The sequence below is a fragment of the Azospirillum brasilense genome (genome assembly GCF_022023855.1).
Classification (GTDB): domain Bacteria; phylum Pseudomonadota; class Alphaproteobacteria; order Azospirillales; family Azospirillaceae; genus Azospirillum; species Azospirillum brasilense_F.
Genome location: NZ_CP059454.1, coordinates 67,089 through 86,991 on the forward strand (window position 1 = coordinate 67,089; position 19,903 = coordinate 86,991).

The following is a 19,903-nucleotide window of genomic DNA, read 5'->3' on the forward strand; positions in this document are numbered from 1 at the left end:
CGGTCCTCAAGCGCTGGAGAGGTCAGGGGGCGGCAATCATGGCCATGTGCTCAGTGGCAACCGACATCATGTGCCGGGCACTCTCCGCATGCTCGGGCACCTTCTGGAGTTGTTCGGCCAAACGCTGCAGCCATCGCAGCCGGTCCACGACACGGTCTTGCCGAGCGTAGACGTTCAAGTCCAGGATCGCCAGACAGAAAGCCAGATGCAGAAGGGTGCCGTCCTTCGGCAAGGACTGCTCCACCAGTTCCTGATCTTCGAAAAGATCGAACAGGCGAACGGCCAACCGATAATCGCCGTCATGGACAAGCCGCACGAACAGCTGGGCGGCCTTGTTTAGGCGCAGGACCAGCGGAACGACCGTCTGGCCGTCGAAACGGCTTCCCGTCGGCCGCCCCAGAGACACCAACGCCTCGATGGCGGCGTCGGGGTCGATCGGCCAGAGTGCGTCGACGGCCTCGCAGCGTGCCTGAAAGACGGTGTTCTCCAAATCCCCGTCGAACAGCCCGCCGGCCTGCAGAGCGCCCCCCATCTCCACCGCCAGGCGTTCCGCCACCCGCAGGAAGGCCAAGGTTTCCAGCGAGTCCTGCGCCGGCAGGCACCGCGCCAGTAGACCCCGCGTGAAAAGGACTGAGGCAAGGTTGTACGGTGCGCGCCTTGGCCGGCCCGGTCCGCCGGTAGGATCGCAGGACCCGATGGGAATCCGTCGGGGCCGCAGCAGGTCGATCCCGAAGCTCTCTTCATAGGCCTTGGCCAGCGTGCCGTAGAGTTCCAACGCTTCCAGGAACCGGCCGCTCAAGGCGTGGTGCCGGAAAAGCCGTGCTGCGGCACCGTTCCACACCGGCCCGCCCGGTGGCGAGACGCGCATGCGCTCTTTGAGATAGCGGGCGTAGACGGACGCATGCCCGCCCGCGCCCCCCGCCGAGGACAATGTGATCGGTGCATCCGACGCGAAGGCGGTCAGTCCTGACCCGTTGACTTCCACCATGACATGGTTGAAGCCGGCCTTGCGCAGCGCGCGCCGGATCGACAGGGGTGTATAGAGGATGAGGTGAGAGCCCGGCGCCAACAGGGCCCGAAGCATCCCCGGGGCGAAGGACGGCGTCAGAGCCTCCGCGTTGGGCGTCTTCAGCACCACGATGCCGCCGGGTGCCAGATGGTGGCGCAGGATCCCGATGAAGCCGTAGGGATCGTCGATGTGCTCGATCACTTCGGAGGAGTGGACGAGGTCGAACGGCTCTCCGATGCCGCTGTCGCGGTCCAGGTAGCGGGTGACGATCGGTGCGTCGAGCAGCTTCGCCCCGGACCGCGCCAGACCGCAGGGGTCGACCCCCACCGCCCGCCAACCGAAACAGCGGGCCGCCATGTCGACGGTGAAGCCGAAGCCGCAGCCCACGTCCAACAGGCTGGCTGGCCGGTGCGCCCGCAGCCGCGACAGCGTGTCGGTCATACCCCAGACATCCGCGCCCTGCTCGGCGTAATAGGCGGTGTAGTCGTCGGACGGGTCGTCTTCGTAGGAGGGGGGCGTACGGTCCTCGTAGAAATGCGCCGTGCAGACCCCGCAACGCAGCAGGACATGGGTCCTGTGCGTCTCGGTCACCGTCAACACCTCCGGATGATCCCCGTTCTTCCCACAGACCGGGCAGGCGTGACGGCGGCTCCGTCCGGAATCGGACCAAGCGATCACCGCTCGCCCCGCCGGGTAAGAGCTGCCGCACGGACGGCGCGCGCCGCCTTCAGATGCTCGATCTGCGGCGCGCGGTTGTTCGCCGTGGTGCGCAGGTCGTTCAGGCTGCCGATCAGGTTGGTGAACATTTGAAGCCCATCGCCCAACTGCTGGACACCGCCATGGCCGCGTTTCTCCAAGAAGCCGCGCAGCTTGTAATGCTCGTAGGCGTTCTCGAAGACGCCGTCGCGCAAAGCCTGATCCACGTCTCCGTTGACCTCCAGATAGGCGGCCTCGTTGAACTCGTCCGGGCTTAGCATCCGCCGGGTCATGCGGTTGAAGACGAAGGCGTAGGCGTCCTTCAGCGCGCGCAGGTGGAAGGGAGCATCCAGCCGTGCCGCCCGCAGCGCGTCGAGCCAAGGAGCCACCCCCCGGCGCCCGATCTGGCGGTCGTCCGGGATCATCGGCTCCTCGCCTCCCGCGATGAGCGTTTCGCGCGCCGTGCACAGGCCGTCGTACCAGGACTGGTATGTGTTGTCGCACAGTACACCGGCCCGCAGGGTGCTGTCGGCGAAGGGCGCTGCGGCGCTGAAGGCGCCGGCCAGGCCGGTCGCCAGGCACTCCAGCATCTTGATGTCGCTCTTGCCGTCGATGAAATCCTGGGTGGCCGGATCGGCGTGGGTTTCCAGCGGGCAGAACAGGATGGCCGGGGCCAGGGAGGACAGCAGCCGGAGATAATCCGCATAACGTTGCATCGGCAGCCTGTGGACGCGCACCCCGCTTTCGGTGATCAGCACGGGGGGCGTGTGGCCAACACAGACGAGCGTGAGGTCGAAGGCGAGACAGAAATCCCGCAGAGCCTTCAGGACCGGTGCGGAGGAAACGGTGAGCGCCGGCATATCGCTCGACACCCAAACCACCGCCCCTGGTTGGCCGGACGGTCGCGGAGCGGCCGGACCCAGAGCCAGGTTCGGCGTGACGACGGCCTTGGTCACCACATCCGTGGCGGCGTAGTAACCGAGCTGGGAGGCCAGCCGGGCGGTGGAGCAGGACAGGACGGCGCATTGGCGCACCAGCAGCCGGCCCATCTGCATGTGTTCCGGCGGGAACGATTCCCGGTAGGTGGGCGAAACCAGAAGATGATCGTCGAGGTCCAGAACGAAGGGCTTCCCCAGCACATGCAGCGCCAGAGCGGTGGCGGAGGACGGCCGGCGCTGCAGCCAGATCGCGTCCACCGGAGTCTGGTCCGGGCTGTTCAGGGTGCTCATCACCATGCGGTCGCGCGACCAGACGGTGTAGCCGCCGATTTCGCCGCGCCGGTACAGTTCGCCAAACGGCGCATGAAGCCGCAATTCCCGCAGGTTTTCCGGTTCGTCGGACAGGACGAGGACATGGCGGGGAGCATCCTCGGAAACCGGTGCGCCGGCCGCCAGCCCGGCAGTTTTCCGCTCGGGCGTCCAGGCGATCTTCCGCCTCAGCCGCGTGAGCGCACGGTCCAGGCCATCCGCCAGCCGGTCGGCCGCGGCCTCCCACTGGAACGGTCCATCCTCGGCCATGCGGCGGGCGGCGGCGCGCATCGCGGCATAGCGCTCCAAGTCGGTGTCCACAGCGGCATCAAGCGCGCGCTCAAGGTCCGGCATACCTTCGTCGGCCGTTCCTCCCTGCGGTAGGATCAGGCCGCAACCGGCCTCTACGAGCCGCCGGTTCAGCACGGTTGGCAGGTTGCCAAGAACCGGGAGACCACAGGCGAGCGCGTTGACGGTGCGGATGGGAACCGCCATCCGGCGCTCGGTCGTGTCCGGGTAGACGTCGAGCGCGAAGCCTCCCACGCCAAGTCCGCGGAACAACTCTCCCACGCTGCGCCCGAAGGAAAGGGAAACCTGCGGCGAGTGACGGAGCCGTTCCAACTGGGCGCGCACAGCGATGTGGTCACGGCTCGCCGGATCGATCGTCCCCACAATGTCGACGCGCACGTCACCCCGCCGCTCCGCCCAGGCGACGATCCCGTCCAGATAGGCCAGGGACGAGTTCCAGGGATAAATGGTCCCAGCCAGACACAAGCGTTTTGGCGATCCTGCGCCGGACGCGTCCTCCGGCACCAGCGAACGCGGGGTACAGTAGGGAACGACGGCGGTGGGCGTGCCGGCCAGCCTGTGTCCGAACTTGGCGATCCAGTAGCCGTTCTGTTCCTCCGAGCCGGTAAGGGCGAGATCCGCCCCCGCTGTGGCAGCGATCACCTTGCCTTCTGCGAACGGCAGAAGGCCCGGAATGCCATGGGCGATCTCGTGGTCTTGCAAACCGTTCAAGTCGCAAATCTGCACCACATCCCCACAACCGGTCATCGGAACGGCACGGGTGGTCGGCCACTGCCAGACGATCGCGTTCGGCTGGACCCGGCGGATCAGGCTGGACTGGTTTTTGGCGTCATACAGAAGGACGCCGTCGAGCCGGGCCGGGTCCTGGCGCCGCAGCAGCGTCACCATCTTGCTGGCGGCGGGAACGGCCACGACGACCTCGTGCCCGGCCCCGCGCAGCATGTCTACGATCTGGCGGGAGCGCAGGCCACCCCCGGTCCCGGTGTCGCCGTCATCGGGTAGCCAGTCGATTGCGAAGACAAGAAGACGCGCCATTCGTGTATTCCGCCGAGGAGCAAGAAAAGGGTAGGCTTATTGGCCTGCACACAAGGAATGAGTTCTGTCAGACGACTTCGTTGGCGATGGCCATGACCTCGGAAATCTGCTGGTCCTGTATCCGGAGGATATCGACCATGTCGGCAAAGGCCTGGAAAGCCCGATCGTCGAAGGTCCATTCCGCTTGGTCGGCCGTTCGCCTGGGGGCCGACAGGGTTGTGGCGGCGGCGTTCAGCAGAAGCATCAGGGCGTCACGGTCTTCATCCTGGATGTCCAGCCCGGTGGCGAGGCGTGCGGATGCCTGCTGGCAGGCGACCGTCAGGCTGTCTTCCTCGATCCATCGCAGAACACTTGATAGGAAATCCGAAGCGCTTGGCGTTTCTTGGCGGATGAGGGTGGAAACGGGGCTTGGCATGATCTGGGGCATCAGAGACCGGCTTGGCTCGTGGCATACCTGTTGATGGGAGCACATGCCCAGAAGTTGACTAAAGAATCATTTACATTCGCGCAGAGGACGGATGATTGCGGTAAAACCGATAAAGAGGAGAGTTTTCTGGGCGATTGAACACGCTCGCTTCATTTCTCCTGGGCAGGCCACACGCCGGCCTTGCGGCATGCCCGTCAGGCGAGATGGGGGATCAGGTCCGAAAGCTGCCGGATGGTCAGTGTCGCCATGCCTTCCGGGACCGTGCCGGATTTCGTCAGCATGATCCGCCGCGGGATGCCGGCGGCTTGCGCTGCAGCCATGTCGGTTGGCTGGTCGCCCAGAAACACTGACCGGAAGAGGTCGAGGTTCAGCCTCCTGGCTGCTTCCAGGATCATGCCGGGGTTGGGTTTGCGCCAGAAGCTGTCGCGGGTGTAACGCTCGACCTTGCCGGTGCGATGATAGGGGCAGTGGAAAACTCCGGCGAGTTCCACGCCTTGGGCCAGGAACATTTCCTGCATCCAGTCGCTCAGATGCAGAAACTCGGTTTCGGTGAAGTAGCCGCGCGCGATGCCGGATTGGTTGGTGATCAGGGCGACCCGGAAACCGCGGTCCACCGCGTGCCGTGCCAAGGGGAAGATGCCATTCATGAACGTGAAGCGGCCGATATCACCGACGTAGCCGTGGTCGACGTTCACGACTCCATCACGGTCCAGCAGCAGCGCCTTGCAAGGCATGAAGGCCCCTGATCGAATGGGGTGGTTTGGAGTGTTGTCGCGAGGCGTTGTGCGGCGCTATTTGGAGTCTTGTCGCGTGTCCCTAAACGCGCCCGCAAGCCCGGTTCAGCGCATGAACTGGGTCATTTTCCGTTCCGGAATAGGGGGGGGTGAGGGATGCAGGAGCAGCCCGTGATCCTCGACATCGACCCGGGCTTCCGGATAGACGGCAAGAGCGAGTTGAAGCGCTTCAATGAAGCGTTTCCGGAAATCACGCAGACGGGAATAACCGGCGCCGAACTGTTCGAACACCGCTGGCCAAGTGATGGTCGTAGATTTGCTCAGGCTGTGCAGTCGGTAAGCCAGCCAGATGTAGATATCGATGCTGGTGCTGTTGTTCTGGATATGGCGTAGCGCCGGTTCCCAGATCGGAACAGGGTGGGCTTTCAGTTCGCGGAAGAACGCTTCTGAAAGCAGGACGCGGTCTTCCCACAGAGTGCCTTGCGGGGAATTGTGTTCCGACGAGAAATGGATGCCGCCCTTGACGATCGAATCCTTTTCAAAGCCCAGGCTGTTGGCGTCTTCCCAGGCGAAGGTCAGGTTGCAGGCGGCGATCCGCGACGCTTGTTCCCGGATGTCGCGGTAGGTTTGACCACCGACCGAGAGGCCCATGCGGTCGAGCCAGTCGTGCATGCTGCGGCCCAACTCGACCTCCCGGCTGTCGGTCTGGAGGGCGCGTGTCTGTAAATAAAGCAGGATCATGCGCGCCCGGCTGCCATAGGGAACGCCATAGAGTTTGAAGCCGCCACCACGAACAGGCAGTCGGCCCGGCTCGATCAGCAAACGAATCCGGTGTCCGCGCCTTTCCCAAGGTTGATCGTCGGGAAGGCGTCGATGCGGAAGCGCGGTCAAGGCAAAGCCTGAATAGGTAATGCCAAGGTCCTGGCGTTCTTCTTCCAGTACCGCAGCCGCGATGTCCACCAGAGACCGTTGATCAGGGTCGGTCTGGAGTGCTTTGGCCTGTTCACGGCCCACTTGGCTGATCAGGCGATGCAACTGGCCCATAGCGCGCTGTTCTCGCCGTTTGTTCCGGGTCGACTTATGGTCCGATCCATAACACGGCGGGTTGACACCCGCAATTTGGAATCTTGTCGCGCAGACTATTAGTAAGGTTACTAGATTCTCCTATTAGTTTGAGCGACAAGACTCCAGTAGAGAATCGCGATTCGCGCGACAAGAGTCCAGGAATCCCGCGACAACATTCCAGGGGATAACCCGTTCGTCCTGTGGAAGCTTGGGTCGACGCGACAAAACTCCAGTTCTACGTTTCCGAATCGCTTTCGGAAGCGATTCGGTCGGCGACTCGGCGATTTGTGCTCCGGGAGTGCCGTCCATGCTCCGGGCTGCCGGGTGGCCCGGCCGGAGTCGGGAAGGGGGGCGCGACAAGACTCCAAACCTGGACCGGTCGGTAGGGAGCGGTATGAGGGGAGCCGCGGCAAGAAAAAAGGGGAGGATGCCCGATGGCATCCTCCCCTTTCAGGCCCTTTTCGTAGGGGGCCTTCGTTCACGTCAGCCGAAGAAATGGCTGCGGAAATAGTGGATGGTCCGTTCCAGCCCGTCGCGCAGGGGAATGGTGGGTTCCCATTCCAGAAGGCTCTTGGCCTTGGTGATGTCGGGGCGGCGCTGCCTGGGGTCGTCCTGGGGCAGCGGTCGGTGCTCAATGGCGGAGCGCGACCCGGTCAGCGCAACCACATGCTCGGCCAGTTCCAGCATGGTGAATTCGCCGGGGTTCCCGATGTTGATCGGCCCGGTGACCTCGGCGGGCGAGTCCATCAGCCGGATCATGCCTTCGATCAGGTCGTCGACGTAGCAGAAGGAGCGGGTCTGGGAGCCGTCGCCATAGACGGTGATCGGCTCGCCCTTCAGCGCCTGCATGATGAAGTTCGACACCACGCGGCCGTCGTTGGGATGCATGCGCGGCCCGTAGGTGTTGAAGATGCGCATCACCTTGATCGGCAGCTTGTGCTGGCGGTGATAGTCGAAGAACAGCGTCTCGGCGCAGCGCTTGCCCTCGTCGTAGCAGGAGCGCGGCCCGATCGGATTGACGTTGCCCCAGTATTCCTCCGGCTGCGGATGGACGCTGGGATCGCCATAGACCTCGCTGGTCGAAGCCTGGAGGATGCGGGCGTTCAGCCGTTTCGCCAGCCCCAGCATGTTGATGGCGCCATGCACGCTGGTCTTGGTCGTCTGCACGGGGTCATGCTGGTAATGGACCGGGGATGCCGGGCAGGCGAGGTTGAAGATCTGGTCCACTTCGACGTACAGGGGGAAGGTGACGTCGTGGCGGATCGTTTCGAAGTTCGGGTTGCCCAGCAGGTGGGCGATGTTCTGCCGTGAGCCGGTGAAGTAGTTGTCGACGCACACCACCTCGTCGCCGCGGGCGATCAGCCGCTCGCAGAGGTGGGAACCGAGGAAGCCGGCGCCGCCGGTTACCAGGACGCGCCGATTGTAACTACGAATTCCGGTCATGGACTGTCTCTGGAGAGTTTCTCTGGGCGGTTCGGACACCGGGCGTCACCGCCGGTGTCCGAATGGAAAGCACTCTTGCACATGGCCGCAAGTCCACAGCTTTGGCAAGCGATTATGCCGCGACCACCGTTCCGCAGGCGAAGGCCGTTCAAACTCCGGCGATGCCTTTCCGGCGCAGAAGCTCCACCACCCGTTCGGCAAGCGAGTCAGCGTCCTCCGCCACCGTGTCCAGCCGCAGTTCCGGCGCATCCGGCGCCTCGTAGGGCGAATCCACCCCGGTGAAATTGCGCAAGGTTCCGGCCCGTGCCTTGGCGTACAGCCCCTTGGGATCGCGCCGCATGCATTCCTCCAGGGGTGTGTCCACGAATATCTCCAGGAAGGCGCCGTCCGGCAGAAGGGAGCGCATTGCTTCCCGCTCCGCCCGGAAAGGGGCGATGAAGGCGCACAGCACGATCAGTCCGGCCTCCGTCATCAACTTCGCCACCTCGCCGACGCGCCGGATGTTCTCCACCCGGTCGGCGTCGGTGAAGCCCAGGTCGCGGTTCAGTCCCAGCCGGACGTTGTCGCCGTCCAGCATCATCGTGTGGTGGCCGAGCACGTGCAGACGCCGCTCCACCCGGTTGGCGATGGTGGACTTGCCGGATCCCGACAGGCCGGTGAACCACAGGACCGCCGGGCGCTGCCGCTTGAGCGCCGCGCGTTCCCCGGTGGACACCGCCAGCTCCTGCCGGTGGAGATTGGCGGCGCGCCGCAGCGGGTGCCGGATCATGCCGGCGCCCACGGTCCGGTTGGAAAAGCGGTCGACCAGGATGAAGGCCCCGGTGTGCCGGTTGGTCTCGTAGGCATCGAAGGCGAAGGGGGCCGCCGTACACAGGTTGCATAGGCCAACCGCGTTCATTTCCAGCACGGTGGCCGCCCCATGCTCCAGCGTCTCCACGTTCAGCGTGTGGCGCAGTGCGGTGACGGTCGCCGGAATCCACCGCGCGCCCGCGCGCAGCAGGTAGGAGCGCCCGGGGATCATCGGCTCCTCCGCCATCCACAGAAGATGGGCGGCGAACTGGTCGGCCACCTCCGGCGCGGCGCCCGGCCCGCTCAACAGGTCGCCGCGTCCGGCGTCCACCGCTTCTTCCAGCGTCACGGTCACCGCGTCGCCGGCCCGCGCCCGTTCCACGTCGCCGTCGAAGGTCACGATCCGGGCGATCCGGGCGGACCGGCCCGACGGCCACACCGTCACCGCGGCGCCCGTCTCCAGCCGTCCCGACAGGACCGTTCCGGACAGACCGCGGAAATCCGGGTCGGGGCGGTTCACCCACTCCACCAGGAAACGCAGCGGATCGTCCGCTTCCGCTCCCCCCTCGACCGCAATGCTCTCCAGACGCTCCAGCAGGGTGGGCCCTCGGTACCAGGGCATGGCCGCGGAGCGGTGGACGACGTTGTCGCCGCGCCGTGCCGACAGCGGGATCGCCGTCACCGACCGGAATTTCAGGGGGCCGGCGAAGGCTGTGAAGTCCTGCAGGAGGGTGGTGAAGACCGCCTCGGCGCCGTCCACCAGATCCATCTTGTTGATGGCCAGAATGACGTGGCGGATGCCCATCAGGGAGGTGACGATAGTGTGGCGCCGCGTCTGCGGCAGCAGACCCTTGCGTGCATCCACCAGCAGCACGGCGAGCGACGCACCCGACGCGGCGGTGGCCATGTTGCGGGTGTACTGCTCGTGCCCCGGCGCGTCGGCGACGATGAAGCTGCGGCGCGCGGTGGCGAAGTAGCGGTGCGCCACATCGATCGTGATGCCCTGCTCGCGCTCGGCCTCCAGCCCGTCCACCAGCAGGGAGAAGTCGATCTCTCCCTCTTGGTCTGGCCGGCCGCGGCTGTCGCGCCGAACCTGTTCCATCTGGTCGTCGGGGATCAGGCCGGCATCGTGCAGGAGCCGCCCGATCAGCGTGGATTTGCCGTCATCCACCGACCCGCAGGTGAGGAAGCGCAGCAGCCCCTGCCCGGAGCCGGCCGTCGGAGAGCCCGCCATCAGAAATATCCCTCCCGTTTCTTGCGCTCCATCGAGGCCGGCTCGTCGCCGTCGATCAGGCGGCCCTGCCGTTCGGAGGTCCGGGAGGCCCGCATCTCCGCGATGATGTCCTCCACAGTCGTGGCATCGGAGTCGATGGCCCCGCTCAGCGGGTAGCAGCCGAGCGTCCGGAAACGTACCCGGCGCATCTCCGGAACCTCGCCGGGATGCAGCGGCAGCCGCCCGTCGTCCACCATGATGAGCGCACCCGAGCGGCGGACCACCGGGCGCTCCGCCGCGAAATAGAGCGGCACCACGGGGATGGACTCCGTGGCCACGTAGCGCCAGACGTCCATTTCGGTCCAGTTCGACAGCGGGAAGACGCGGACGGACTCTCCCGGCCGGATGCGGGTGTTCCACAGGCGCCACAACTCGGGCCGTTGACCCCTCGGGTCCCAGGCGTGGGCAGCGTTGCGGATGGAGAAGACGCGCTCCTTGGCGCGGCTCTTCTCCTCGTCGCGCCGGGCGCCGCCTATGGCCGCGTCGAAGCCGTGCCGGTCGAGCGCCTGGCGCAGCGCCTCGGTCTTCATGACACGGGTGTGGACGGAGGAACCGGACCGGATCGGGTCGATGCCCCGGGCCAGCCCGTCCTGGTTCGTGTGGACGAGCAGGTTCAGTCTTAACCGCCGCGCCGTCTCGTCCCGGAAGGCGATCATGTCGCGGAACTTCCAGCCGGTGTCCACATGCAGCAGCGGGAAGGGTACCGGCGAGGGGTGGAATGCCTTGCGCGCCAGATGCAGCAGCACGCCGCTGTCCTTGCCGATCGAATAGAGGAGCACCGGCTTGCTGAAGCTGGCCGCGGTCTCGCGCAGGATGGCGATGGATTCCGCTTCGAGGAGCCTGAGATCGTCGGGCAGGGTTGGCATCGGTTCTCCGGTTGCGCGGCTTCGCCTTGTGAAGTGTATGCACTTTATCAACGGGCCGTTTGGGCTCCGCCGGCGGGATGGGGCGGTCCAGCCGATGTAAGCCGGCCGGCCTACTCAGCCCGCCGTGTTGGAAAGCCCAGCAGGGACCGCCACAGAAGGACGCTGCCGCGCAGCACCGCGCGGGCGTCCGCCGGGGAGCGGGCGGCGAGCGCGTGGGCCAGCCGGGTCAGCGGCTCCACCATCAGGGTCGCCGCCGCCACCAAGGCGGCGGCGGGGGCGGAAAAATGCTTGGCGGCGAACTGCATCCGGCTGCGCAGGGCGTAGAACAGCCGTCGGTCGCGCACTTGCTCGGTGGTGCCGCCGCCGCGGTGGTAGGCTTCCGCCCCGGCGAAATGCACCACCTCCCAGCCGGCGCGGCGGGCGCGCAGGCACAAATCCACGTCGTCGAAATAGACGAAGAAGCGCTCATCGAAGCCGCCCAGTCCTTCGAACAGGGAACGGCGGATCAGCAGGAAGGCGCCCATCACCTGATCGACGGGGCGGCTGTCCAAATGGTCCCACTCCGTCATGAAATGCGGCGGGAACAGGCTGGGCGCCAGCCGGTCCAGCCCCATCGCCTGGGCGAGGATGCGGCCCGGCGTCGGTGCCCGCGCACAGGACCGCTGGGTCCGTCCCGCTTCGTCCACAAGCCGGATGCCGAGGATCCCGGTGCGCGCTTGCGCCGGCTCCGCCAGGAAGGCGAGCGCCGGGGCGAGAGACCGGTCCGACAGCCGGGTGTCCGGGTTCAGGAACAGCAGCCAGTCGGCCTGGGAGCCGGCGGCGCCCTGGTTGCAGGCGGCGGCGAAGCCGCGGTTTTCCGGGTTGCGCAGGACGGTCAGCGGCCCGCCACCTGCAACCAGGGCGCCGGTCTCCAGCCCATCCGCCGACCCGTCGGTGGAGGCGTTGTCCACCACCACCATGGCTTCCAGCGTCATGCCTTCCAGTGGGGCGGCGCCGGTCAATGCCAACGGCACCGAGGCGGCGCAGGCGCGCAGCAGGTCCTCGGCATTCCAGTTCACGGTGATGATGCGGACGCTTGGGATCATGGCCGGTGGGGGGCGATTCGGCGTTCCAGCCGCCAGGGGAATGTGGTCTGTTACCGCGCTCCCCCCATCCTGGGCAACGCCTGTCCGGCATGAAGGAAGAAAAAAGAGAGGATGCCCGGCCGCATGCGCACGATCTCCCGGCATGAGCCGACCCGCTCCGGTCCATCGCTGGCCGCCGCACTTCTCTACGCCGCCGCGGCGCTCTTCTACGTGCTGTTCAGCGCGCAGCTTCTGGTGAAGACCCCGCCCTACGCCGGGCTGGACGAGCCGTTCCACTGGCAGCGGGTGCTGCAGATCGCCCAAGGGCACTTCCTGGCGGAGGAGCTCGGCCCCAACTCCTGGGGCGGGCCGATCGATCGGGCCAGCTACCTCCACATGCTCCATTACATCGAGCTGATCCAGAAGCACGCCCCGGTCGACGCCGCGCAGGCCCGCGCGCTGTCCGACCATCTCGCCACCCTGCCGCCGCGGGACGAGGTGGTGCCCTTTCCCAGCTCGGCCAGCTTCGCGCCGCTCGCCTACCTGCCGCAGGCGGCCTTCACCGCCGCCGCGCGCGCCTGGGGGCTGGGTCCGCTCGACCAGATGCACGCGGGGCGGATCGGCAACGCCGTGGCCTACGGGCTGATGGTGCTGGCGGTCCTGTGGGCGTTGCCCGGCGGCCGGCTGGTCTTCACGGCGCTCGCCCTGTCGCCCTTCGCCCTGCAGAGCGCCTGTTCGCTCAGCGCCGATCCCCTGAACCTGACGATTCCCGCCCTGCTGCTGGCTCTGGTCTGGCGGTTCCGCGCCCGCGGCGCACCGCTTGGGGCTTGGGAGGTGGCGGGGCTTCTGGCCCTGTCGGCGGCGCTCGGTTTCCTCAAGCTGACCATGGCGCCCTTCGCCGCCGCGGTGTTCTATCTGCCGGGCGCGGTGGCGGGCGGGACGCGGTGGCGGATCGCGTTGCCCGCGTTGTGCCTCGGGCTCGCGTTGGGCATCGCGCTGTCGTGGAACATGGCCTATCCCTTCGTCCCCGGCCCCTATTGGGGCACCGCCGCCGACCCGGCAGCGCAGATCGCGGCCATGCGCGCCGACCCGCTGGAGACGCTGCGGATCTTCGGCGCCACCACGTGGGACTGGGCGATCATGTGGTGGCGCGACAGCTACGGGCGCTACGGCGGCCACCCGCCGCCCTGGAGCGGCTACGCCGACGACCGGCTGATCCTGGCGGCCTTGTGGGTCCTGCCGGTCCTGGCCCTGTGCGATGGCGCCCGCCGCCGCGATCCGGTGATCGGGGTGGGCTATCTGCTGCCGGCCCCGGCCTATGTGCTGCTCGTCATGGCAGCCTTCTGGGTCGGCTTCACCCCGGTCGGGTCGGACATGGTGCTGGGACTTCAGGGCCGCTACTTCCTGCCGGCGCAGGTTCTGGTCGTCCTGGCGCTCGCAGCGGCGGCGGGTCCCTGGACCCCGGCGCGCCTGCGCCACGGGCTGCGGCTCGGGCTGTTCGCCCTTTTCATGACGCTGAACGGCGCGGTTCTGCTGGACGTGCTGGCGGCCTGGAACAGGCTGTGGGTTCCGGTAGCCGGCGTGAATTGACAGCAGTCGCGCGCAACGCCTATCTGTTGCGGCCCGTTTCTCCTTCCCGCGCCGGTGGCGGTGCCGCCTGCGGAGCCTTCCAGGACAGTCGCATGGAACAGCGCCCTTCCGCCCTCCGCCTCGCCGCCAGGACTCTCCGCGCCGCCCTGACGAGGAGCGGCCTGTCCGCGCCGCCACCGCAGCGCAAGCCCTTTGTCTATGCCATCGAGGTCTTCTGGTGCGACCGCGACGGCGCCTATCTGGAAGGCTGGATCCACGCCTATGAGCGCAGGATCCTCACCTTGCGCGTGGTCGCGGGGGACGATGCCTATGAGATCGTCAGCTTTGCGCCCCGCCCGGACGTGCTGCCCCATTACGCGGAGTTTCCCAACAGCGCGGAGAGCGGCTTCAAGCTGTACCTTCCCTGGCGGGCCGGGACGCCGGTGACCTTCGAGGTCGTCACTGCCGACGACCGTTTCGTCGAGACGGTGGAGCTTCCCCGTTCTCCGGAGGCCAGCCGCAAGCCCTACTGCCTGACCGACGGCAGCGTCTGGCAGGACCCCAAGCCGGAGCACGGCGCGGCGGAGCGGGCGTTCGAGGATTTCCAGCGCGCGGTGAACGAGCGCAAGCTGGTCGTCGCCGAGGTCGGCGCCCGCGTGGTCAGTTCGCAGATGAGCCCGCTGCGCGCCGCCTTCGCCGGGGCGGAACGCTACATCGGCATGGATATCCACGCCGCTCCCAACGTCGATGTGGTCGGCGATGCCCATTATATCCACGAGCTGATCGGGAAGGGGGCCGCCGGGGCGGTCTTCTCACTGTCGGTGATGGAGCATCTGGCCCAGCCCTGGCTGTTCGCCTACGGCGTGAACCGGGCCTTGGAGGTGGGCGGCCTGACCTATCACCTGACGCATCAGTCCTGGCCCCTGCACGAGGAGCCGAACGATTTCTGGCGCTTCAGCGACGAAGGGCTGAAGGTGCTGTTCGGACCGGCGATGGGGTTCGAGGTGATCGCCGCGGGGCTGAGCAGCCGTGTGCGCATCTATCCGGACCAGCGCCAGCCGGCGCAGGCGCTGATGCCGTTGGTGTCCTCCTTCGGCGGCGCCTTCGTGCTGGCGCGCAAGGTGCGGGACCTGCCGGACGGCGCGGTGTCCTGGCCGACCGACCGCGACACGTCGGAAAGCCGCGCCAAGCATTATCCGCAGCGCGGCTGAACTCGGCATCAAGGGCGCGGCATCAAAGGCATTGCGCTTTGCCGAGTGTTTCCCTTAGGTCATCCCGCAGCGTTGCGGGCGGAGACCGCATGTCGAGGCACCGTTTTTCGAGGGCAGGGGACTGATGGATACGATCTCTTGGGATTCCGTGTCGTGGGAAGACGGCGGCGAGACGATGCCGGCGGTCTGTCCGGCCTGCGGCGACGGGGCGGCCAAGCCGGTACGTCTGAAGGTCCGTTCGCCCTGGCCGCCGAACCCGGTCCAGTCGCTGGTGGTGTGCAGTGCCTGCGGCACCGCCGCCTACCCGACTCTGACCCAGCCGCCCTACGAGGCCGTGTTCGACCCGCTGGTCGCCTGCTACCTGGAACAGAACGCCGGAATCGACAGCATGGCCCGCGTGCTGTCCTCGGTCGAGCCGTCGCAGGTGAAACGCTATCTGGAACTGGGCTGCGGCTACGGGCTTCTGCTCGACTACGCGCGCACGGTGTTCGGCTGGCAGGTCCGCGGCTTCGACCCCGGCTTCAGCGCCCAGGAGGGCCGCGAGACGCTGGGCGTGGACATCGCGCACAGCTATCTGGAGAAGCCGGAGGACGCCGGGGAACCCCATGACCTCGTCTTCTGCTCCGAGGTCATCGAGCATGTCTTCGACCCGATCAGCCTGCTGGCGCTGCTGCGCGGCGTGCTGACCCCTGGCGGCACTCTGATGCTGACCACGCCGAGCGCCGGGGCGATCCACGCCGGCACCCGGCCTGGCACGCTGCTGTCGCTGCTCAGCCCCGGCTATCATTTCGTGCTGTTCAGCAAGGAGGGGATGGAGACGATCCTGCGCCGGGCCGGCTTCGCCGATGTGCGCGTGGTCGACCAGGGCCATTCGCTGCTGGCTGCCGCCTCGCCGGGGACGCTGTCGGTCGATTTCGACCGGCCCTATGACCGCCGCCTCTACCGCTCCTATCTGGAAACGCGCATCCCGACGCTGGACGCGGCGTCGCCGCTCGGCCTGGGCTACCGCTACCGCCTGCTGAAGGAGCTGACCCACGCCGGCGACTACGCGGCAGCCCGCGGTGCGGCCGATCAGGTCGCGGAGGCGCTGCGCCTGCGCTGGGACCATCTCGACCTGTCCGATCCCGCCGCCCTGCTGGCCCATTTGAAGGCCGCCCCGGTGCCGCAGGGGGTCGAGCCCTACCACGCGACGGCGCCCTTCAATCTGTGCGGCATCCTCTATTTCCACGGGATGCTGGCTTGGCAGCTCGACGGGCGCCGCGATCTGGCCGCCCTATGGTTCGAGGCGTCGGCGCTCGCCGGGGAGCGGATGCGCGCGGCCCTGCACGTCATCGGCGCTGACGACGGCGAGACGGAGGAGCTGTCCTGGCGCGCCCGCGCCAACATCCCGCATGTGCTGGCCTGGGACGCCCCGGACCGGGCGGCGGACGGCGCCGCCGCGCTCGGCACTCTCGAAAGCCCGCTGCTGCGCGAGCGCATTCCCGGCGACATCCTGGAGGACGCGCAGCGCAAGATCTTCGTGGATCTGGTCAATCTCGGCCAGTACAAGGCGGCGGACCGGCTGGCCGCGGCGGTGGAAGCCGCCCTGCCGGAAAGCGGCGCCGTTCTGGCCTCCACCGCCTTCGCGCTCGGTATCCTGACGCTGAACCACCGCAAGGCCCCGCGGAGCGCCGCGGCCTTGTTCGGGCGCGCCCACCGGGCCTGCCTGGACCTGCCCGACCGCGCCACCGCGCCGATCGTCCAGGCCCTGCTGTGGCCGTCGCTGTTCCACCAGGGGCAGGCTCTGGTCAACGTCGGAAGGAAGGATGAGGCGGGCGAGGCCCTGCGCGGCCTGCTGAAGCCCGAGGCTGGCCTGCCGTCCGTGCCGCTCGACCTGCGGGCGCGGACGGAGCTTCTGGTCCGCACCCAGCGCCTGCCGGTCTGACCACGCGTCCGAGGACGGAAACGCCCCCATGCTGAGCACCCTGATCCGTCTTCCCTTCCGCCTGCGTTTCCTGGTCGCCTGGGCGATCGTGCAATGCAAGATCATGGCGGGCTATGTGTCCTACGCGGCCAGCACCTTCCGCAAGGACAGCTACGTGCGGGAGCGCTGGGACGGGCGGGTGCCGCTCGCCGGGGCGCGCCGTGTGGTGGTGTTCGTGCATTACGACCGGCAGGGCATCGTCCACGATTTCGTGTGGCATTATCTGCGCCAGCTCCACGCGCTGGGCTTCGCCATCGTCTTCTCCAGCAATTCCCCGCGTCTGGCCGAATCCCAGGTCGAGCCGCTGCGGGACATCTGTGCGCTGATCCTCCGCCGCGACAACGTCGGATACGACTTCGGTGCTTACAAGGAGGGCATCGCCGCCGTTCCGGATCGGGTGGCGCTGGATATGCTGCTGCTCGCCAACGACAGCGTCTACGGCCCGCTGCACCATCTGGCGGGTTTGCTGGAGCGGATGGACCCGCAGGATGCCGACGTCTGGGGCGCGTCGGACAGTTGGGAGTTTTCCTTCCACCTGCAAAGCTATTTCCTGCTGTTCCACAAGGCGGCGCTCGCCTCTCCCGCCTTCACGGCCTTCTGGGACCGGCTGCGCTACGTGCAGTCCAAGACCTGGATCGTGCGCAAGTACGAGATCGGGCTGACCCGTGCGCTGCGCCGCGCCGGCCTGCGCTGCCGCGCCGCCTTCCCCTATCGTCAGGCGGCAACCGCCCTGATCGAGGCGGTGGTGGAGCGCAACATCGCCGGTGATGGCATGGACCCGGTGCGAAAGACGTTCATCCAACAGGTTTTCCGGACCATCAATGCCGGCGTGCCGCTGAACGGGACGCATTTCTTCTGGGACTATCTGATCGCCCAGATGGACTTCCCCTTCTTGAAACGCGACCTGTTGCAGAAGAACCCGGCGCGCATTCCGCTGCTCAATTATTGGGAGCGGGTGGTGAAGCAGTCGAGCGACTACGACACCGAGCTGATCCTTCGTCATCTTGAACTGTCCCTGAAGAACCGCAGCGTCTGACCGGATCCGCAAGCAAGAGGCGGAGGGGGGCTGGTCCGAAGGAAAACGACGCAAGGTGCGCGTCGCCTCTTCCCGCCGTGCAGGGTGCTGCCCTATGGTCGGACCGCAACGGTTGCCGTGCCGCGAACGAGATCGTCGATGGAAGAGCCACTGGTCAGCGTCGTCATACCGGCTTTCAACCGGGCTCATACGCTGCGCCGTGCCATTGAGAGCGTGCAGGTGCAGGACGTCACTTCCTGGGAACTGATCGTCGTGGACGACGGCTCCACCGACGGAAGTGCGGACATTCCCCAATCCTTCGGCGATGCGCGTATCCGTCCGATCCGGCACGCGATCAACCGCGGGGCGGCAGCGGCCCGCAACACGGGGGTGGCGGCGGCGCGCGGCCGCTACATCGCCTTTCTCGATTCCGACGACGAATGGCTTCCGGGAAAACTCCGCGCCCAGATCGATGCCTTGGAAAGCGGACCGGACGCGCCGCAGGCCTTGTGCACCGGCTTCCTTCTGCACCGTGAGGAGACCGGACGCTGCACCAAGCGATGGCCGAAGCCGGAAGGGACATGGTTCGAGACTCTTCTGGATGGCTGCTACGTCTCGCCTGGCTCCACCCTGATGGTGCGGCGCGATTGTTTCGTCGCCGTTGGGCCGCTCGACGAGACGCTGCCCCGGCTTGAGGACTGGGACTGGCTCCTGCGCTGCATGGAACGCTTCGCCTTCGATTGCCTGCCGGTGCTGGGGGCGGTCGTGCATGTGGGACGGCCCGCACGGTCCGGTCCGGTCGCCATCGCCATCGACCGCCTCGACCGGCAGCACACCGACCGCGTGCTGCGTGTCGCCGGTCCGGACGGGCTGCGGCGCTTCCGCGCCAGCCTCGCCATCGAACAGGCGGTCGCCGCGGTGCATGAGGACGCCCATGCGAAGGCGCTCAGCCACATCGGCCGCGCTTTCTCCTGGTCCCCGACGCGCACCGCGCGCTTCCTGGCCCGTTGCGCGGTCAGGGCTTTCTGACGGCGCGCCCGTCTTCGGCGGCGGGCGGTGAATGGATTAGTGGCGGGCAGGCAGGCGGCGGTAGAGGGCCAGCAGCCGGTCGGTCGCCGCCGGCCAAGTGAAGTCGCGGACGCGGCGGCGGCCGTCGGCGATCAGCCGGTGCCGCAGAGGGCTGTCGTCGAGCACCCGTTCCAGGGCCTCGGTCAGGCTCTCGGGCGTGGCGGGGTCGAAGTAGACGGCGGCATCGCCGGCGATCTCGGGGAAGCAACTCCGGTCGCTCAACACCGCCGGGCAGCCATTGGCGAAGCTTTCCAAAATCGGCAGCCCGAATCCTTCGTACAGCGATGGGAAGACGAAGGCGGCTGCGTGCGCGTAGGCGTAGGCGAGGTCGTTGGCCGGCAGCGTGCGCTGGTGCAGGCGGGTGGCGCAGCCGGCCTCCAGGAAGGGCTGGCGCTCCTCGTCCTGGAGATGACCACCGCCGACGCAGACCAGATGCAGGTCGGGTCGGCGCGCCAGCAGGGCGGCCAGACGCCGCGCCACGCCCGCGAAGTTCTTGTAGCCGTCGCGGCGCCCCACGATCAACAGGTAGCGGTCCGGCAGCGCGATCCCCGCACGGCGTCCCGGCACCCACACGGCGTCGCGCGACAGGCCGTGATGCACCACCTCCACCCGCGCCGGGTCGATTCCGTAGAGCCGGACCAGATCGGCCTTGGTGTGCGCCGACACCGCGACGATGGCGGCGGCGGCGGCGCAGAGCGCCCGCTTGCCGGGGTGGATCTCCTCCGGCTTCGGGAAGATCTCCGGCATCAGTTCCGGCGCCATGTCGTGCACCGTCACCACCATGGGCCGCCCGTGCAGGAGATCGATCAGGCCGGCATCGTAGAAGGTCTGGTGGAAGACGTCGAAGGCTCCATGGCCGAGCGCCCGGCGGACGAGCCTGCGGTTGTGGGCGCGCAGCAGGCTGCGCTTGCCGGGAAAATGCCCGCCCCCCAAGAAGCCCCGGACGTCCAGGCCCGGCTGGTCCATCAGGTGGCTGTTGATGACCTGCCGGAAGGGCAGGACCACCTGCACGCCGGGACGGGCGCGCATTTCCGTGACGACCTCGGCAAAGCAGCGGGACACTCCGCCGTGACGCTGGATGGAAAAGATATGGTCGTCGAAGAGGACACGCATGCCGCGG

General features: G+C 67.3%; 15 protein-coding genes. 5 read left to right on the top strand and 10 right to left on the bottom strand.

Going from position 1 to position 19,903, the window contains the following annotated elements; translation table 11 throughout:
• Window positions 1-22: 22 nt before the first annotated feature.
• The 9 genes from H1Q64_RS32955 to H1Q64_RS32995 all read right to left on the bottom strand — a co-directional run bounded on the left by H1Q64_RS32955 (window position 23) and on the right by H1Q64_RS32995 (window position 11,978).
• Window positions 23-1,600 (bottom strand): class I SAM-dependent methyltransferase, encoded by a 1,578-nt coding sequence (locus H1Q64_RS32955; RefSeq protein WP_237908288.1) that lies wholly within the window; start codon window positions 1,598-1,600, stop codon window positions 23-25.
• Between the two features lie 83 nt (window positions 1,601-1,683).
• Window positions 1,684-4,296, bottom strand: a complete 2,613-nt coding sequence (locus tag H1Q64_RS32960; protein ID WP_237908289.1) for a hypothetical protein — start codon at window positions 4,294-4,296, stop codon at window positions 1,684-1,686.
• Between the two features lie 67 nt (window positions 4,297-4,363).
• Window positions 4,364-4,723 (bottom strand): hypothetical protein, encoded by a 360-nt coding sequence (locus H1Q64_RS32965; RefSeq protein WP_237908290.1) that lies wholly within the window; start codon window positions 4,721-4,723, stop codon window positions 4,364-4,366.
• A gap of 194 nt (window positions 4,724-4,917) precedes the next feature.
• Window positions 4,918-5,418: an HAD family hydrolase gene (locus tag H1Q64_RS32970; protein ID WP_237908291.1), complete on the bottom strand. Its 501-nt coding sequence runs from the start codon at window positions 5,416-5,418 to the stop codon at window positions 4,918-4,920.
• Window positions 5,419-5,562: 144 nt separating this feature from the next.
• Window positions 5,563-6,501 (bottom strand): replication protein RepA, encoded by a 939-nt coding sequence (locus tag H1Q64_RS32975; RefSeq protein WP_109067617.1) that lies wholly within the window; start codon window positions 6,499-6,501, stop codon window positions 5,563-5,565.
• A 504-nt stretch (window positions 6,502-7,005) separates the two neighbouring features.
• Window positions 7,006-7,965, bottom strand: coding sequence for a UDP-glucuronic acid decarboxylase family protein (locus tag H1Q64_RS32980; RefSeq protein WP_237908292.1), 960 nt, complete (start codon window positions 7,963-7,965; stop codon window positions 7,006-7,008).
• Window positions 7,966-8,113: 148 nt separating this feature from the next.
• Window positions 8,114-9,988, bottom strand: coding sequence for an adenylyl-sulfate kinase (cysC, locus tag H1Q64_RS32985; RefSeq protein ID WP_237908293.1), 1,875 nt, complete (start codon window positions 9,986-9,988; stop codon window positions 8,114-8,116).
• A complete protein-coding gene (cysD, locus tag H1Q64_RS32990; RefSeq protein ID WP_237908294.1) occupies window positions 9,988-10,893 on the bottom strand; it encodes a sulfate adenylyltransferase subunit CysD in 906 nt (301 codons plus the stop codon). The genes cysC and cysD overlap by 1 nt, the downstream gene beginning before the upstream one ends.
• Before the next feature lie 110 nt (window positions 10,894-11,003).
• Window positions 11,004-11,978 carry a glycosyltransferase family 2 protein gene (locus H1Q64_RS32995; RefSeq protein ID WP_237908295.1) on the bottom strand — a complete coding sequence of 325 codons (975 nt, stop codon included), beginning with the start codon at window positions 11,976-11,978 and terminating at the stop codon, window positions 11,004-11,006.
• A 123-nt stretch (window positions 11,979-12,101) separates the two neighbouring features.
• Between H1Q64_RS32995 and H1Q64_RS33000 the strand changes: the two genes are divergently transcribed.
• The 5 genes from H1Q64_RS33000 (at window position 12,102) to H1Q64_RS33020 (ending at window position 18,744) form a co-directional block, all read left to right on the top strand.
• The gene (locus H1Q64_RS33000) at window positions 12,102-13,547 is read left to right on the top strand and encodes a DUF2142 domain-containing protein (RefSeq protein ID WP_237908296.1); all 1,446 of its coding nucleotides are present in this window, start codon (window positions 12,102-12,104) and stop codon (window positions 13,545-13,547) included.
• A gap of 92 nt (window positions 13,548-13,639) precedes the next feature.
• Window positions 13,640-14,737, top strand: coding sequence for a hypothetical protein (locus H1Q64_RS33005; RefSeq protein ID WP_237908297.1), 1,098 nt, complete (start codon window positions 13,640-13,642; stop codon window positions 14,735-14,737).
• A 148-nt stretch (window positions 14,738-14,885) separates the two neighbouring features.
• Entirely contained in the window at window positions 14,886-16,661 is a 1,776-nt protein-coding gene (locus tag H1Q64_RS33010; RefSeq protein WP_237908298.1) for a class I SAM-dependent methyltransferase, read from the top strand.
• 28 nt (window positions 16,662-16,689) lie between these two features.
• Window positions 16,690-17,736: a rhamnan synthesis F family protein gene (locus H1Q64_RS33015; protein ID WP_237908299.1), complete on the top strand. Its 1,047-nt coding sequence runs from the start codon at window positions 16,690-16,692 to the stop codon at window positions 17,734-17,736.
• 138 nt (window positions 17,737-17,874) lie between these two features.
• Window positions 17,875-18,744 carry a glycosyltransferase family 2 protein gene (locus tag H1Q64_RS33020; protein ID WP_237908300.1) on the top strand — a complete coding sequence of 290 codons (870 nt, stop codon included), beginning with the start codon at window positions 17,875-17,877 and terminating at the stop codon, window positions 18,742-18,744.
• A 36-nt stretch (window positions 18,745-18,780) separates the two neighbouring features.
• On the opposite strand, the gene H1Q64_RS33025 is transcribed toward H1Q64_RS33020, so the two are convergent.
• Window positions 18,781-19,896 (bottom strand): glycosyltransferase family 4 protein, encoded by a 1,116-nt coding sequence (locus H1Q64_RS33025; protein ID WP_237908301.1) that lies wholly within the window; start codon window positions 19,894-19,896, stop codon window positions 18,781-18,783.
• Window positions 19,897-19,903 lie beyond the last annotated feature (7 nt).